Annotated in this window: 15 protein-coding genes; 10 read left to right on the top strand and 5 right to left on the bottom strand. The window is 44.8% G+C overall.

The window, feature by feature from the left end:
* Positions 1 to 41: 41 nt before the first annotated feature.
* Positions 42 to 1250, bottom strand: coding sequence for an acetate/propionate family kinase (locus C5Z26_RS09315; protein ID WP_105449687.1), 1209 nt, complete (start codon positions 1248 to 1250; stop codon positions 42 to 44).
* Positions 1251 to 1425: 175 nt separating this feature from the next.
* Between C5Z26_RS09315 and C5Z26_RS09310 the strand changes: the two genes are divergently transcribed.
* From C5Z26_RS09310 to apf (C5Z26_RS09280), 7 genes are all read left to right on the top strand, one after another.
* Positions 1426 to 1791, top strand: coding sequence for a hypothetical protein (locus C5Z26_RS09310; RefSeq protein WP_105449686.1), 366 nt, complete (start codon positions 1426 to 1428; stop codon positions 1789 to 1791).
* Positions 1792 to 1842: 51 nt separating this feature from the next.
* Positions 1843 to 2076 carry a hypothetical protein gene (locus tag C5Z26_RS09305; protein ID WP_158682832.1) on the top strand — a complete coding sequence of 78 codons (234 nt, stop codon included), beginning with the start codon at positions 1843 to 1845 and terminating at the stop codon, positions 2074 to 2076.
* Positions 2077 to 2279: 203 nt separating this feature from the next.
* Positions 2280 to 4661 carry an ATP-dependent DNA helicase gene (locus tag C5Z26_RS09300; protein WP_105449684.1) on the top strand — a complete coding sequence of 794 codons (2382 nt, stop codon included), beginning with the start codon at positions 2280 to 2282 and terminating at the stop codon, positions 4659 to 4661.
* Positions 4651 to 5367 (top strand): hypothetical protein, encoded by a 717-nt coding sequence (locus C5Z26_RS09295; protein ID WP_105449683.1) that lies wholly within the window; start codon positions 4651 to 4653, stop codon positions 5365 to 5367. The genes C5Z26_RS09300 and C5Z26_RS09295 overlap by 11 nt, the downstream gene beginning before the upstream one ends.
* Complete coding sequence (locus C5Z26_RS09290; protein ID WP_105449682.1) at positions 5364 to 6278, top strand: sce7725 family protein; 915 nt, start codon at positions 5364 to 5366, stop codon at positions 6276 to 6278. The genes C5Z26_RS09295 and C5Z26_RS09290 overlap by 4 nt, the downstream gene beginning before the upstream one ends.
* A gap of 45 nt (positions 6279 to 6323) precedes the next feature.
* Complete coding sequence (locus C5Z26_RS09285) at positions 6324 to 6698, top strand: glycine cleavage system H family protein (RefSeq protein ID WP_158682831.1); 375 nt, start codon at positions 6324 to 6326, stop codon at positions 6696 to 6698.
* A gap of 205 nt (positions 6699 to 6903) precedes the next feature.
* On the top strand, positions 6904 to 7515 hold the full coding sequence (gene apf, locus C5Z26_RS09280; RefSeq protein ID WP_105449680.1) for an aggregation-promoting factor: 612 nt from the start codon (positions 6904 to 6906) through the stop codon (positions 7513 to 7515).
* Positions 7516 to 7592: 77 nt separating this feature from the next.
* Here the strand turns inward: apf (C5Z26_RS09280) and C5Z26_RS09275 are convergent, their stop codons facing one another.
* Positions 7593 to 8471, bottom strand: a complete 879-nt coding sequence (locus C5Z26_RS09275) for a helix-turn-helix domain-containing protein (RefSeq protein WP_105449679.1) — start codon at positions 8469 to 8471, stop codon at positions 7593 to 7595.
* A gap of 119 nt (positions 8472 to 8590) precedes the next feature.
* On the opposite strand from C5Z26_RS09275, the gene C5Z26_RS09270 reads away from it, so the two are divergent.
* From C5Z26_RS09270 to apf (C5Z26_RS09260), 3 genes are all read left to right on the top strand, one after another.
* Positions 8591 to 10096, top strand: coding sequence for an FAD-dependent oxidoreductase (locus tag C5Z26_RS09270; RefSeq protein WP_105449678.1), 1506 nt, complete (start codon positions 8591 to 8593; stop codon positions 10094 to 10096).
* Positions 10097 to 10101: 5 nt separating this feature from the next.
* Entirely contained in the window at positions 10102 to 11283 is a 1182-nt protein-coding gene (locus C5Z26_RS09265) for an MFS transporter (protein WP_105449677.1), read from the top strand.
* Between the two features lie 470 nt (positions 11284 to 11753).
* The gene (apf, locus tag C5Z26_RS09260) at positions 11754 to 12443 is read left to right on the top strand and encodes an aggregation-promoting factor (protein WP_105449676.1); all 690 of its coding nucleotides are present in this window, start codon (positions 11754 to 11756) and stop codon (positions 12441 to 12443) included.
* A gap of 104 nt (positions 12444 to 12547) precedes the next feature.
* Here apf (C5Z26_RS09260) and C5Z26_RS09255 read toward each other — a convergent pair whose 3' ends face one another.
* The 3 genes from C5Z26_RS09255 to C5Z26_RS09245 all read right to left on the bottom strand — a co-directional run bounded on the left by C5Z26_RS09255 (position 12548) and on the right by C5Z26_RS09245 (position 14504).
* Entirely contained in the window at positions 12548 to 12889 is a 342-nt protein-coding gene (locus tag C5Z26_RS09255) for a helix-turn-helix transcriptional regulator (protein ID WP_105449675.1), read from the bottom strand.
* Positions 12890 to 13020: 131 nt separating this feature from the next.
* Complete coding sequence (gene apf / locus C5Z26_RS09250) at positions 13021 to 13578, bottom strand: aggregation-promoting factor (protein ID WP_105449674.1); 558 nt, start codon at positions 13576 to 13578, stop codon at positions 13021 to 13023.
* 266 nt (positions 13579 to 13844) lie between these two features.
* On the bottom strand, positions 13845 to 14504 hold the full coding sequence (locus C5Z26_RS09245; protein WP_105449673.1) for an ABC transporter ATP-binding protein: 660 nt from the start codon (positions 14502 to 14504) through the stop codon (positions 13845 to 13847).
* Positions 14505 to 14512: the final 8 nt, after the last annotated feature.

Below are 14512 nucleotides of genomic sequence, written 5' to 3'. Positions count from 1 at the left end.
TTGTGAGGCACTCAAAAACACTGATTTTAGTTTAACACATCTTACTGCGGCATGGGCGCCCGATGCGTCAACCGCGCGACATCCCGGACAATCATTAATTCTTCATTCGTTGGTACGACCATCACGGTAACTGGCGCACCGGCCTGACTGATGACTTGTTCTTTACCATGGATTTGATTCTTTTCTTCATCCACCGTAATCCCAAAGTAACCCAGTTGTTTCAAGATACGTGACCGCATCGCAAATGAATTTTCACCGACCCCCGCCGTAAAGACTAACGCATCAATACCGTTCATCTCAGCGATATAACTGCCGACATATTTAACCACGCGGTTGGCAAAAATTTCCAAGGCGAGTTCTGAACGTGGCCGGTCATGCTTGGTCTCATCCAAGTCCCGCATATCCGGTGACAAGCCAGAAATCCCTAACAAACCGGATTTATTATTCAAAATATCAATAAAATCCTGCACGTCCGTAATGCCTAAATGCCGCATTAAGTAGGGAATCAACGACGCATCAATATCACCAGAGCGGGTGCTCATGGTAATTCCTGCCAATGGCGTAAAGCCCATTGACGTATCAACCGCCTTACCATGATCAAAAGCCGTAATCGAAGCGCCGGAACCTAAATGCAAGGTGATTAACTTCAAGTCCGCTAACGGTTTGTCTAAAAGTTCCGCCGTACGATGGGCAACATAGCGATGGCTAGTCCCGTGGGCGCCATATTTACGCGCACCAAATTTTTGATAATAGTCATAGGGAATACTGTAGAGATAATTTACCGCCGGCATCGTCGCATATAGTGAGGTGTCAAAGACCGCCACTTGGACCGTCTTTGGTAATAATTGCTGAAAAACTTCAATATAATAAGCTTGCGTTGGATTGTGTAACGGCGCATATTCAGATAATGCCTTAATTTGTTTTAACGTCGTTGGGGTAATAATTACTGAATCTTTGAATTCTTCCCCACCGGCGACGATTCGATGACCGACCCCAGTAATTTCACTCAAATGTGCCAGAATGCCGTCACTCTTTAGCCGTGTCAAAACCATGGCGGCGGCTTCATGAACATCAATCTTGGGTTTCGTCTCTGAATACTTCACCCCGTCCGCCTTTTTAATCTCAAAAACTGAATTAGGTAAGCCTAACCGGTCCACCATCCCAGAAGCGATGACCGTTTCAGCTGGTAAATTAAACAACTTCCATTTCAAAGTTGAACTACCAGCATTAATTGCTAATACTTTTGCCATTATGCGATTTCCTCCATCCATCATCAAGTGTGCATACTGTTAGTGTAACCAATTATGGATACGCTTTCAATAGCACGTTGAAAATGGCACCATTTTGTTCATCTGTTGACGCATATTATTTTTGCCCCCGCAACGGCTACGGTATAATAGCCTTAATGAAAGCGAGGGGATTGAGATGGCAAAGCAACCTTTTCATTGGACCATCAGTAACTTATTTGCAACCGTCCTATTAGTCGTGGGCGCTGGCTTATTAGTCATCGCCCTCCTGACCCAGTTTGGTACCCGCCTAAGTGTTGAAGCCACCGTCACAGCCGCAATCTTATTCCTAGTAGGGCTCATCTTCTTTAAGCCCACACCTTTCTGGCTGTTAACAAGCACAATTGGCTTGATTAGCTTATGTGCCGGCTATGCCGCTTACTTCAGCACACCTTACACTTGGCTAGGCGCCATCATTGCCACCGTTGTCATGGCTGGTATTGTGAGTTACGGCTTCAATCTTGGTCAAGTCATGAAACGGCGGCACAGTCGTTGGTATCAATAAGCGTATGCCGTAAAATTAGTCAGACCTTTGTCGCTAGACTGAGGTCTATTTGTGATGGTTTTGCAAAGCTGGCTGGAAATCATTGTCACCCGCGTAGAATACTTAGAAATCAAAATTTATCGATTGGATGGGATTAACACGAAAAATATTATTTTTGCATTTGAGCTTATTTTCATTATCTTATGGTTATTTTTGGGACCACATGCGACCGTACTAAAAATAATTGGTATCGTTGTGATCATCGCAATTTCTCAACTTGCACATGTCCTTTTGAAAGCTCGCTAATTCGTTGCGTGTTATTTTGATAGCCGAAACGGGCTGCAAAAGGCAGCTACCTGGGCTTAGCTACGCCAGACCGCCGATGCCTAGGACGCATCAGCGGTCTGGCTAGGCTATGCTCGGTGGCTGACCGCCTTTTGATGCACTCTTGCCGAAAGCGAACGTCTGTTTTATAATTAAAGCCAATCAAAATCAGAAAGGCGTTGCGTATGGCGACTAAAATTGGGATTCGTCAACTCGTTGAGTTCGTCCTGCGTAAAGGCGACTTGAACGAAATTAAAAATAGTCAAAACACCGCCCTCGCTGGTGCAAAGATTCATCGGCAACTGCAAAGTAGTCGATCGGTGGATTATCAAAGCGAGGTTTATCTTAAAAAAAATGTGACAATGGCGGGCACCGACTACTTAATTTCAGGTCGCGCCGATGGCATTCAGACCACGGATGCTGGTACTCTAATTGAAGAAATCAAAACTTCCGACCAAGCCTACGACGACTTAACTGATAACACTCGGGATTTATATTGGGGCCAAGTTCAAGTTTACGGCTACCTCTTCTTACAAGACCATCCAGCAATCGACCAGGTCACGTTACAACTCACTTACTTTCAAGTTATTAATGAAAAAATCACTAAAACTCAACGGATTTTGACCCGCGCTGAACTGGCAACTTTCTTTAAAAAATTGATTACCGAATACGACTATTGGCTCACCTTGCGAGCTAATTTACGTGACCGGCGCAATGCTTCCATCAAATCACTGCCCTTTCCGTTTCCAGCCTATCGGACGGGCCAACGTGAATTAGCTGTCGCCGTTTACAAGGCCATTCGCTTACAAAAGCGCCTTTTCGTCGAGGCCCCCACGGGAACCGGTAAAACTATTTCTACCTTATTTCCAGCGATTAAAGCCTTAGGTGAAGATACCATCGAACGCTTATTTTATCTAACAGCCAAGCAAAGCACCCGCCACGTTGCTGAAGATGCAGTGACCTTAATGAGCCACGATGGCTTAACGTTAAAAAGCATCACCTTAACGGCTAAAGATCAGATTCAGTTTCCAGAAGAACGAGACGTGCCGCCAGAAGAGAATCCATTCATGCTGGGCTACTATGACCGCCTAAAACCGGCCTTAAAGGATCTATTGACGCATGAAGACCAGCTAACCCGTCCTGTCATTGAGACTTATGCTCGGAAACACACGTTGGACCCGTTTGAATTTTCACTGGACGCGGCCCTATTTTGTGATGTCATTATCTGTGACTACAACTATCTATTTGATCCCTTAGTTTATTTACAACGCTTCTTCAGTGAGTCCGATGAAACCACCTTTTTCTTAGTCGATGAAGTCCATAATCTGGTTAGTCGGGCCCGTGATATGTATTCAGCGACCATCAGTGACCAACCCATCGCGGCTTTATTAAAGTTAGCCTTACCAGACAAATCCCAAGCTAGCGACGACTTACAACAGGCCTTGAAAAAAGTGCAACGGTCCTTTACTCGCCTCAACAAAGTGCTCTTAGCGGATGACATCACCTCACAAATTGCGATAGAACCACCTGAAAAATTATTAAAGACGTTGCGAACTTTCAATGAATTTGTCAGTGATTGGCTCCAACAGCAACCGCCATCCGAGCGCTTAAACGCCGTTCGTGATTATTTTTTTGCAAGTCTCACTTTTGTTAAAATCGGCGATTTATATGATGGTAGCTATCAGACACGCCTTGTCCGTGACGGGCATCATATCACGGTTAAGGAACTTTGCCTCGATCCGAGTGATTTTTTAGACCAATCGCTAAGCTTAGGTGCTGGTGCCGTCTTATTTTCAGCGACTTTATCGCCAATGGCCTACTATCAAGACGTGTTGGGCGGGCAAGCTAACAGCCTCGCCTATCAATTGCCCTCACCATTTCCGCCTAAACATCAAGCAATTCTGGTCACACAGTACGTCCAAACCACTTACCATGAACGTGCGCATAGCGAGGCCGCCATTATCGCAAGTCTGCATGCGTTGGTAACCGCTAAAACAGGCAACTATCTGATTTTCTTCCCATCTTATGGTTATCTCAATCAGCTAAAAGCCGCTTTTGAATTAGCCTACCCAGCTATCCAGACAACCGCCCAAACGACGGGCATGGATGCGACCGCTCGGATCACTTTTTTAGCCCAATTTAAAGCCGAAGCGACTGAAACATTAGTTGGCTTTTGCGTTTTGGGTGGCATCTTCTCTGAAGGCATTGACTTACGCGGCGACCGCTTAATTGGGGTCGCTATCGTTAGTGTCGGCCTGCCCGGAATAAGTGCCGAAACGAATCTGATTCGCGACTACTATGACCATAACAACGGTAACGGCTTTGCCTACGCTTATCAGCTACCCGGCATGAATAATGTGTTGCAAGCAGCGGGGCGCCTGATTCGCAGTAGCCATGATACCGGCATTATTTTGTTACTGGATCAACGTTTTGCCAGCCGGCGCTATACTGAACTATTTCCACCGCACTGGCAATATTTCCAACGGATTCAATCTGTCCCACAACTCACCGCCACGATTGCTAATTTTTGGCAAACCACTCAGGGAGACCACACACATGAAAACTAAATTAACCCGTCAATTAGAAAGCACCCTTTACCATTACTGCCTCGACCAAGGGGCCTACGTGGTTGAAGAAGTCTCAATGCCAGCTGATCAGGGCATTGTCGACACTTTGAGCTATCAACAACTGGCCGATGGGCAGGTTGAATGGCGCTGTTACGAACTAAAAGTGACCAAAGCTGATTTTCATTCCAAAGCCAAATTATCCTTTATTGGTAACTATAATTATTTCGTGCTGCCCAAAAAACTTTACGATGAAGTTGCCGCCGAAATTCCGGCGCATATTGGGGTCCTCATTTATCGGGCCTTTGACCAACGCGCCTTGGACTTGGCGCCCGCACCGTTAACAACCCCAGGCTTTTTAACCATTGCTAAAAAGGCCCAGCATCAACCATTACAAGTTGACGCTGGCCCGCTGACGAGTCACTTTATTGCTTCCTTATTTCGTGAAGTCGATAAAGCCAAACGGGTCAAAAAAGGCCTGGCCTTGTATTCTGATGACCAACTTTTCAAAGCGCTTAAACAACGGGCCCAAGTCGGCTACGACATCTATCACCCTGATCAAAATCTCTATGATCGATTCGTCACCGACCTCCAGACCGACGCTGTTACTGCCCTTCAAACCGAACTAGATGCTCGGAATGCTGAGTATCAAGCGCTGCAATTAAAGTTGCATGCCTTAACACAGCCCAACTTAGAGGATCGCTTATGACAACTTATTATCCTTATTTGCGCGGTCGGATGTATGACTTGCTAGCTTTAAAAGCGCTATGTGAAAGCCAGCAGCTAGGCCCGCATATCATTCCCATAATTGAACCTGTTCGCGATTCCAAGGAACTCCAACAAACGGTTCAGGTCTTGTTAGCAGCGAAACAACCCTTTAGTGTCATTGCCAACCCCCAAGTGAGTGTTTACGGCTTGAATCACACTAAGTTGTATCCCTTACCAGACCTCACCAGCGCCCCATTCTATCATCCAAGCGCCATTTTAGCGGCGGATTTTAGTGCAGACTTTTTAACCACTACGCCTGGTCAGACGAGCCTCTTGATTGCGCCCAACTATCCGTTGCTCAAGACTTACCAACGAACAGCAGTTTTAAAACAAGTCGCCGGTATCTTGATTCCAAATGAAGCCCGCCTTCATCAAATAGCTGGCTCACGGTCAATTTTGTTAACTGATTCGCTCACCTTTTGGCCCCATGTCGCCGACTATGCCCAGCTAACCGATGACTATTTTGCGCCTGCTAATTGGCACCAAGCACCCCTGGGCTATCAAGCCTTTGGGGACTATTCGATGGTCGGTAGCGTTTACTTTGATAAAGGCTTTCCCGCTCGTGCAATTGCAATCCACGTGATTTACGTGACGCCGACTGGTTGCTTACGAATTCACCATTTTGTTTCCGCTAGTAATGATCAGCGGGGCGGTCAAAAGCAAAAGTTTTTCGAGGCCCTCACTAAGTTGATTACGTGGGCGCCAACCCATTTAACTGGCCTTAACGCAACGCCGGCCTTAGCTGAATTAATGACGTATGCACACCAACCTAAATTTCCCGGTCTGGGACCGATTAAAAAATTAATGTTAATGCATCACCTGCAACTGATGAATCGGTTATTAGCCGATTAGGCAAGCATGTTATACTTAAACGAATTAGAAATCGGAGGTTACACCATGCCAGAACATTTACCTGTTTGGAAGACCGTCTACTTATGGTACAAAACTGATTACCAAGAACGCCACGAACTGATGGCTTATGGCGACCTGTGGTTACAGTTAAAATCACGGCAACGATTAGTCCTCGGCCTAACGACAACTGGTCAAGCTGAACTGGGGACCATTACCGCAGTCACCTACGCTGCTGTTGACCAACACTTGGCAGCCGGCGATGACTTAGTGACGATTATTGGTACTAAGGCGACCAAAACATTAACCCTCCCCGTCAGTGGTCACTTAAAATCACTCAATCAGGCCGTTTTAACTCAGCCGGACCTATTAAACGGTAAAGCTGAAAAAAAACGTTGGTTAATCAAGCTAAAAGCTGATTAATCTAAAATTAATCACTCGATTAGTCCCTAATATTACAAAAGATTACAAAAAGTGGCTTATATTACAAACGCACCGCCAATTCGTAAAATGATTGCTATTCGTTTGTTACAATTGACGGCTATACTATGAGTTAACTAAGGTGCTTGGGATGTGTTTCGGGGCCAAGCAAAAACTCGGACTAAAAAAATAGGAGTGACCATTACTTATGAAAATTAAGAATGTTTTATTATCTACTGCAGCAGCCGCATCAGGTCTTTTTGCTATTGGCGCCACCGCTCAAGCCGCAACCGTTACGGTTAAAGCTGGTGACACCGTCTCAGCAATTGCTAACGAAAATGATACGACCGTTGCCGCCATCGAAAAAGCGAACCAATTAACTAACGTTAACTTGATCTTCGTTGGTCAAAAGCTTGAAGTCAACGATACGACTGCTACTACCACACCAGCCACAAGTACCACGACGCAAACTCAGACCCAATCAACAACAACGACCACACCTAGTCAAAACACGACTACACATAGCACTAGCACCCCAGCGGCAACTACTCAGAGTACCACGACAACTGCAACTAATACTAGCAGTAACACGAGTTCATCTGATAGTTCTGCTAAAGCTTGGATTGCCAACAAGGAATCTGGCGGTTCATACGGTGCCCGTAATGGCCAATACGTTGGTAAATACCAACTAAGCGCTTCTTACTTAAATGGTGACTACTCAGCTGCTAACCAAGAACGCGTTGCTAATAACTACGTTAGTTCACGCTATGGTTCATGGTCACAAGCTAAGTCACACTGGCTTTCAACTGGCTGGTATTAAAGATTAAAATTAACTTTTAGCAAAGCGCCTGACCGGTCCAAGTTCAACTTGGATTGGTCAGGCGCTTTTTTGATGACTTAATTTTCACGGCCAGTTTGTCGAAATTTAGTCGGTGTCATCCCTTGAGCCTGCGAAAAAGCTTGGTAAAAACTCGTCACATTCTTATAACCCAATTCAAAACTGATTTCTGTAATCCCTTTTGTCGTCAAGCTTAACATCCGACCAGCCATTTCCATTCGAATTCGGTTTTTTACCGCCGAAAAAGATTCATTAAATAACGTGCGACAGAGCCGCGAAAAGTAATTCGCCTGATACCCAAAATGAGTAGCCGCTTGAGTTAAGGTCACCGTTGCAATCTGGCGTGATAAATAAGTAAAAATAGCGCCAGCTTGTGTTTCCCGACCGGCATGCCGAATCGCTCGAACTGGGAACTGAGAATCGACTAGCGAGACCGTCTCGCGATGTTGTCGTAATAATTCAGTTAATAATAAACTAAAAACTTGGTTTCGTTCAAAATCTAAGTAACGATCCGCATCTTGCTGGTCCATCTGCACTAATAAATCACAATAAGTATGACTTAGCCGATTTTCCAGCTGATGAAAGACGACATACTGACTAGCCGTGCTCGTATCATTCATTAAGTCATGAATTAACGGATTATCACCGACCACGGTCATATTTAATGGATTGGGAAACGTCACGTTAGCCGTAAACGTCCGACATTTAACCACACCCGGCTGTGCGCTCACCTTTATTTGCGTCGCTTGCTGAACTAAAATAATATCTTGTGGATTTAACGGCACCACTTGTTGGTCAATTTCACATACACTGGCCGTTAAGCTCTCAATAATTAATAAGGTCGTTTGCTGGGGTGCCGGCGTTACCGTCTTAACCCCGGTATGATTATAGACTCCAGGAATTTCAATCGGTTCCTTACTTTGATAATTTTGACTCATCCGTCCCCCTCCAAAATCCCAAAAGATATATTTACATCAGAAAAAAGATATCTTGCTTGGTTATATTGTACATTTATTCACTTTATAATGGAATCAAATTCAATTAGGAGTGATTAATTATGACAACAACTATTAAAACTGATGTCGTCGTTGCTGGCGCTGGCGGGACCGGTCTGGCGGCCGCACACGCCGCTGCCGAACAGGGGCTACAAGTTCTGGTTCTAGAAAAGCAGGCGCAAATTGGTGGTAACACCAAGATTTCTAGTGGCTTTTTTGCCATTGATTCTAACGAGCAACGTGCCAAAGGCCTCCAGTTATCAAAAGCTGAAGCCGTCAATCAGTTAACTACTTATAATCACAATCTGGCTAATGGCCCCTTAATTCATCGTATCGTGGACACCGCCGCCGATACGTTAGCTTGGTTAGAAGAGCTTGGCATGACAATTAAATTAAATGATACTGCCAAGACCACTCAATTTGCCCATCGTGATAATCCCTATCAAGGTGGTGCTTACCATATGTATCAAAACAAACCTGAAAGTTATGCGCGAATTCAAGCCAAACTTGAAAATGAAAGCGTTCAATTCAAGTTTGGTGTCACCTTAACTGACTTACGTCAAACCGCCGCTGGTAAAATCATTGGCGTTTCAGCAACGGATGTGGATGGAACCTCCTTCAATGTTGACGCCCAAGCAACTGTCATCGCAACCGGTGGCTTTGGTGGCGACCGTGAAAAAGTCGCTCATACAATGCATACCAAAGCTTTACGAACTTTAGGAGTCCCAAATATGGGCGAAGGACTTCAAGCGATGGTCAAGGCGGGCGCCGAAGATATTGACGGAACCGCATTAATTCATGCCGCCCAACTAGCCAAATCAACCGTTACCCAAAAGACTTCGGCCGAACATTTGGCAGGCTTTTCACACACCGCTTTAACCCAACTCCTATTAACCCCTTTATTCTGGGTCAACGGGGCTGGACAACGCTTTACCAATGAAGATGTTGTTTATGATACGGTCAACTGGGCCAACGCTGGCTGGTCAGTCGGCGGCCAATATTACTTCGTCGTGGATCAAGCAACCCTAGATAGCTTCACCAAGAATGGTGGCGCATTAGAAGTCTCGCAAGCTGGCCCCGGTGCAGATACTGAACCCGGTGACTTCACTGCTTTAGCCAATGCTTCGGTCGCGGCTGGCACGGCCTTTAAAGGGGCCACACTCACCGAGTTAGCCGCAAAAGTTGGGATGGTCCCAGCGACATTAACTGCAGCAGTTAAAACTTATAATCAAGCGGTAGCCACCAAAACTGATACCACTTTTAGTAAATCTGCTGCTTCACTAGTTTATCCGGTTAATGTAGGACCTTTCTATGCCTTTACAGCTCAAGTCGCTTACTTAGGTACGGTCGGTGGCGTTCGCGTCGATGAGAATTTATGCGTTTTAGACCAACAATTCCGACCAATTCCTGGCTTATTTACCGGCGGCGCGAATGCCGGTGGCTATTACGAGGGTCATAGTTATCCTGCTTATGAAGGACTAGCCTCCGGATTTGCTTGGACCTCTGGCCGCTTAGCTGGCACTAGCGCGGCAAAATTCATTGCGCAAAATACCACTGAGGAGGCGTGACACACATGCCTAAACAAAACACGCACGGCTGGCCTTTCAAACTCGCTTTGCTGTCACTATCCATCTTAGCAATGACCGCCCCATCAATCGCAATTGCGAATCCCTTGATGGCTAAAACTTTCACGGCCCAAACCACGGCCCAAGTTGAAATGATTGCCACTTTGCCAAATCTAGGTGTCTTGTTACTCATTATGTTTTCAACTTGGATCGCGCAAAAATTAGGGGTTAAGCGAACCATTATGTTAGGGTTGTTTTTATATCTGATTGGCGGTTTAATGCCAGTCCTAATTAGTAATTACGTCATTATTATCCTAGCTCGCTTTATCATGGGCTGTGGCATTGGATTATTCAATCCCTTCTCAGTTAGTCTGATGTATAACTTCTACCAGGATCAAGAACTAGCGGATATGCTAGGTTATCAAAATACCGCCCAAAATTTAGGCAACGCTGGGTTTGGCCTATTGCTTAGCTTACTCGTGTTAGCTGGTTGGAAAACCGTCTTCACTGGCTACTTAATTGCCCTCATTCCACTACTATTATTTGGCTTATTGGTTAAAATTCCAACACCTAAAGTAACTGTCAAGGCAACCCGACCTAAACAAACCACTAATGGGCACGTTTTAGTTCTCGCCGGACTCATGCTAATTATTTTTGGGCTGTTTATGATGATGACCATCAAATTAGCCAGCTTTGTCACCACCCAACAACTAACGACTCCTGCCATGGCATCGACTATTTTAGCCGTTATGGGGGCCGCTTCCATGATTGCCAGTGCCATCTTTGGCAAATTGAGCCACTACCTAGGTAATTATATGTTACCAGTAGCCCTAATCGGCATTGCCATGGGTTTTCTTATTGTTGCAACTGCTAATAGTGTGACCTTGATTTTTGTCGGCGTTATCATTGCCGGTGGTTTCTTTGGCTGGGTCTTTCCCCAAGGCTTTCTCCGGGTTGCTCAAATTGCCCCCGCACATTCTGAAAATTTATCAACATCCATTATGTTAATGGGGATTAATTTAGGTGCATTCTTATCACCCACCTTGGTTAACGGGGCCGCTAATCTACTCGGCAACGACCAACCGGCATTCGTTTTAACCATGTGTGGTTGGGGCTTCGTCACACTCGCAGTCGGTACCAGTCTCTATACCCTAATTGACAATCGGCGGCAAACTAAGCTTCATGCCTAAGTCAAGTTCTAGATGAAGTGAATTAGCTTAACGCCTCCTTGCCAGCCAGACTGGCTACAATTGGCCTATTTTAAAAGGCGCACCGCAAATTTCTATTGTGTTGCGTCTTTATATTATCAATTCGACTTAGCTATAATCTAAAGATGATTAACCTCGTCACTTTTAGTTTTAGTCCTTAATCAATTAATCAGCCCTTTTTAGCCTTAATTGCTGCTCAATTTGGTCAAATTCATGAAAACATCACATTTATTTCCAGAAACTGTCACCAAATATTACAATTCATTACAAAAAGCGCGTTATATTACAATTACTGGCCCAAAACGTAACCTCCTGTTTATTGTGTTGCAATACTCGCTCGGTATACTAGTCATTGTTAATTAGTTAAGGCGACATTAGTTTCCATTGACTAACGCGAGATATTTAGATAAGACAATCGACCCCATTTAAACTTATAGGAGTGTATGACTAATATGAAAATCAAGAACCTTGCATTATCAACTGCCGCAGCTTTAGCTTTATTTGCTGCTACAACGACTGCTGCTGACGCCGCCACTGTTACTGTTAAAGCTGGTGACACCGTTGCCGAAATTGCGAACACTTACAACACCAGTGTTGCTGCAATCAAGAACGCCAACAACTTAAGCAACGTTAACTTAATTTTCGTCGGTGACCAACTTGAAGTTAATGGCACTGCAACGACTGCCACTACTTCAACGACCACACCAGTTGCTAATACAACTACAACCACAGCTGCAACGACTCAAAGTAACCATTACCAAGCAGCCGTTTCATCATCAGCTAACACGGCTTCAACAACTAACAACACGACTGTAACCACTGCACCTAAAGCAGCCGCTACTAGCAGTTCAGTTGCAACGACCGCCACTAAGCCAGCCGCATCAACGACTAGCACCACTACTACTAACACAACTAATAATAGTGAAAGCTCAGCCAAGGCTTGGATTGCTAACAAAGAATCTGGCGGTTCATATGGCGCAACTAATGGTAACTACTACGGTAAATACCAACTAAGCAAATCATACTTAAACGGTGATTACTCAGCTGCTAACCAAGAAAAAGTTGCTAACAACTACGTTACTTCCCGTTACGGCTCATGGGCTGCTGCTAAAGCTCATTCACAAGCAAACGGCTGGTACTAAAATTTAAATTTAATGCTTAAAGACCATCATGACGATGGTCTTTTTATTTGCCCTAGTTTTAGGTCTTGACTGCTGATAAAATGTCTATCGGTTAGACTGCTACCTCAAAGCGCCCCTGAAAAACTCATTAATGCCCACAGGATTAGCCCCACTAATGACAGGCCTAACCACCAATAACGAACCAACCGCTCCCAACCACCATTGGTCGTCAGCCTAGGCAACGTGGTCAGTTGCCGATTAGTTGACTCACCTAAAACCAAGTCATCCAAGCTAACCTGTAACAACGCTGCTAACTTAATTAATTGATCTAGTTCCGGGGTTGTTTGTCCCTGCTCCCACTGCGCGACAACCGAGCGTGGCAATGTTAATTGGCGTGCCAGTTGGGCTTGCGACAAGTGTTGTTGTTGCCGAATTTTGGTTAGTTGATGGGCAAAAGTTATCGCCATGCTCAACACCTCCTGTTTTATTTTACGGCTGCATAATACCTCAACCGTGCCCTAACCCGCAACTATTTCGTCAGTAACCTAAAAAAGAGGAAATTCCAAATGGAATTTCCTCTTTTAGACTTAATTTAAGTTTAGTACCAGCCGTTAGCTAACCAGTGCGCTTTAGCGGCACTCCATGAGCCGTAACGGGAATTAACATAACTAGTCGCAACCTTTTCTTGGTTAGCGGCTGAATAGTCGCCATTCAAGTAAGACTTGCTTAATTGATATTTACCATAGTAATTGCCATTTGAAGCGGTGTATGAGCCACCAGATTCTTTATTAGCAATCCATGCTTTAGCGGCACTGTCGCTAGAGTTAGTTGTCGTAGCAGTTGTGCTCGTTGTCGCTGTTGTAGAGCTAGTCTTAGTAGTTGTTGTACTGGTTGTATCAGCTGCTGAACTTGTACTCGTCGTAGCTGAAGTAGTTGTACTACCAACTTCAAGTTGATCGCCAACGTAGATTAAGTTAACGTTGCTTAAACCATTAGCTTGTTTGATGGCACTGACCGTCGTATCGTTAGCACTGGCGATTTTAGCCACCGTGTCACCAGACTTAACCGTCACTGTATCGGCATTAGCAACCGTATTGCTAACTGCAAATAATCCTAAAGTGGCCACCGTTGATAGAACAACATTTCTAATTCTCATTAAATTAATTCACTCCTGTATTTTCTGCTTGTTTTTTATAAATTATCGGTCATTAAATTTCGATTGGCGTTAACCAATCAACACTAATTAGTATACCGGCTACATATTGCATACGGATAAATGGCAGGTTACAGTTTACTGGGTCACTTGTAATAAACCGAAGATTTCGTAATGGTTTGTAATATTATCGCTGTCCTTACAGCTACCGCCATCAAAAAAACGGCCGCGACAAGTCCTGTCTACGGCCGTTCGAACGATCAGCATGCTTATGCTTCTAGTGTAAATTCATGACTTGCTAACCGATAAGCATGGTCGCAAGCGCGCGCCACGTCCGGTTCATGTGTCACAATAATCACACACTTTTGTTGGTCATGCGCAATCTTTTGAAATTGATCAATCACATATTTCGTATTTTCTTCATCTAAGTTACCTGTTGGTTCATCCGCCACCACCACTTTGGCATCGCAGACCATCGTTCGCGCAATGGCGACCCGTTGTTGTTGCCCACCAGACAACCGCTGCACATTTTTCTTCATTTGGTCATCAGTAATCCCAAGTTTGTGCAACATATCCGCCGCATACTGCTTATCACCGCGATGACTAGAAGCCGTAATCGCCATTGCCGTTAATAAATTATTTAACGGCGACATGTAGGTAAACAGATTGTACGCTTGAAACACGATTGCAACGTGCGATTTTCGATAGGCCGTTAACCCAATTTTGTTAATCGGTTCACCGTTTAGTTCAATTTGACCAGCACGCGGTTTGTCTAACCCAGCTAGTAAGGATAAGAATGTCGTCTTACCAGAACCACTCTGCCCAACAATCGCATAAGAATTGCCTGCCTTGAATTCGAGATTCACATGCTCGAAAAGACTGTTTGCTTGGCGATCATACCAATAACCAATATCATTTGCTTTTAACATGAGTCCTG

It is taken from the genome of Lactobacillus sp. CBA3606, assembly GCF_002970935.1.
Taxonomy (GTDB): domain Bacteria; phylum Bacillota; class Bacilli; order Lactobacillales; family Lactobacillaceae; genus Lactiplantibacillus.
Note: the sequence above shows the minus strand (reverse complement) of the source record. Positions and strands in the feature narration are given on the sequence as shown.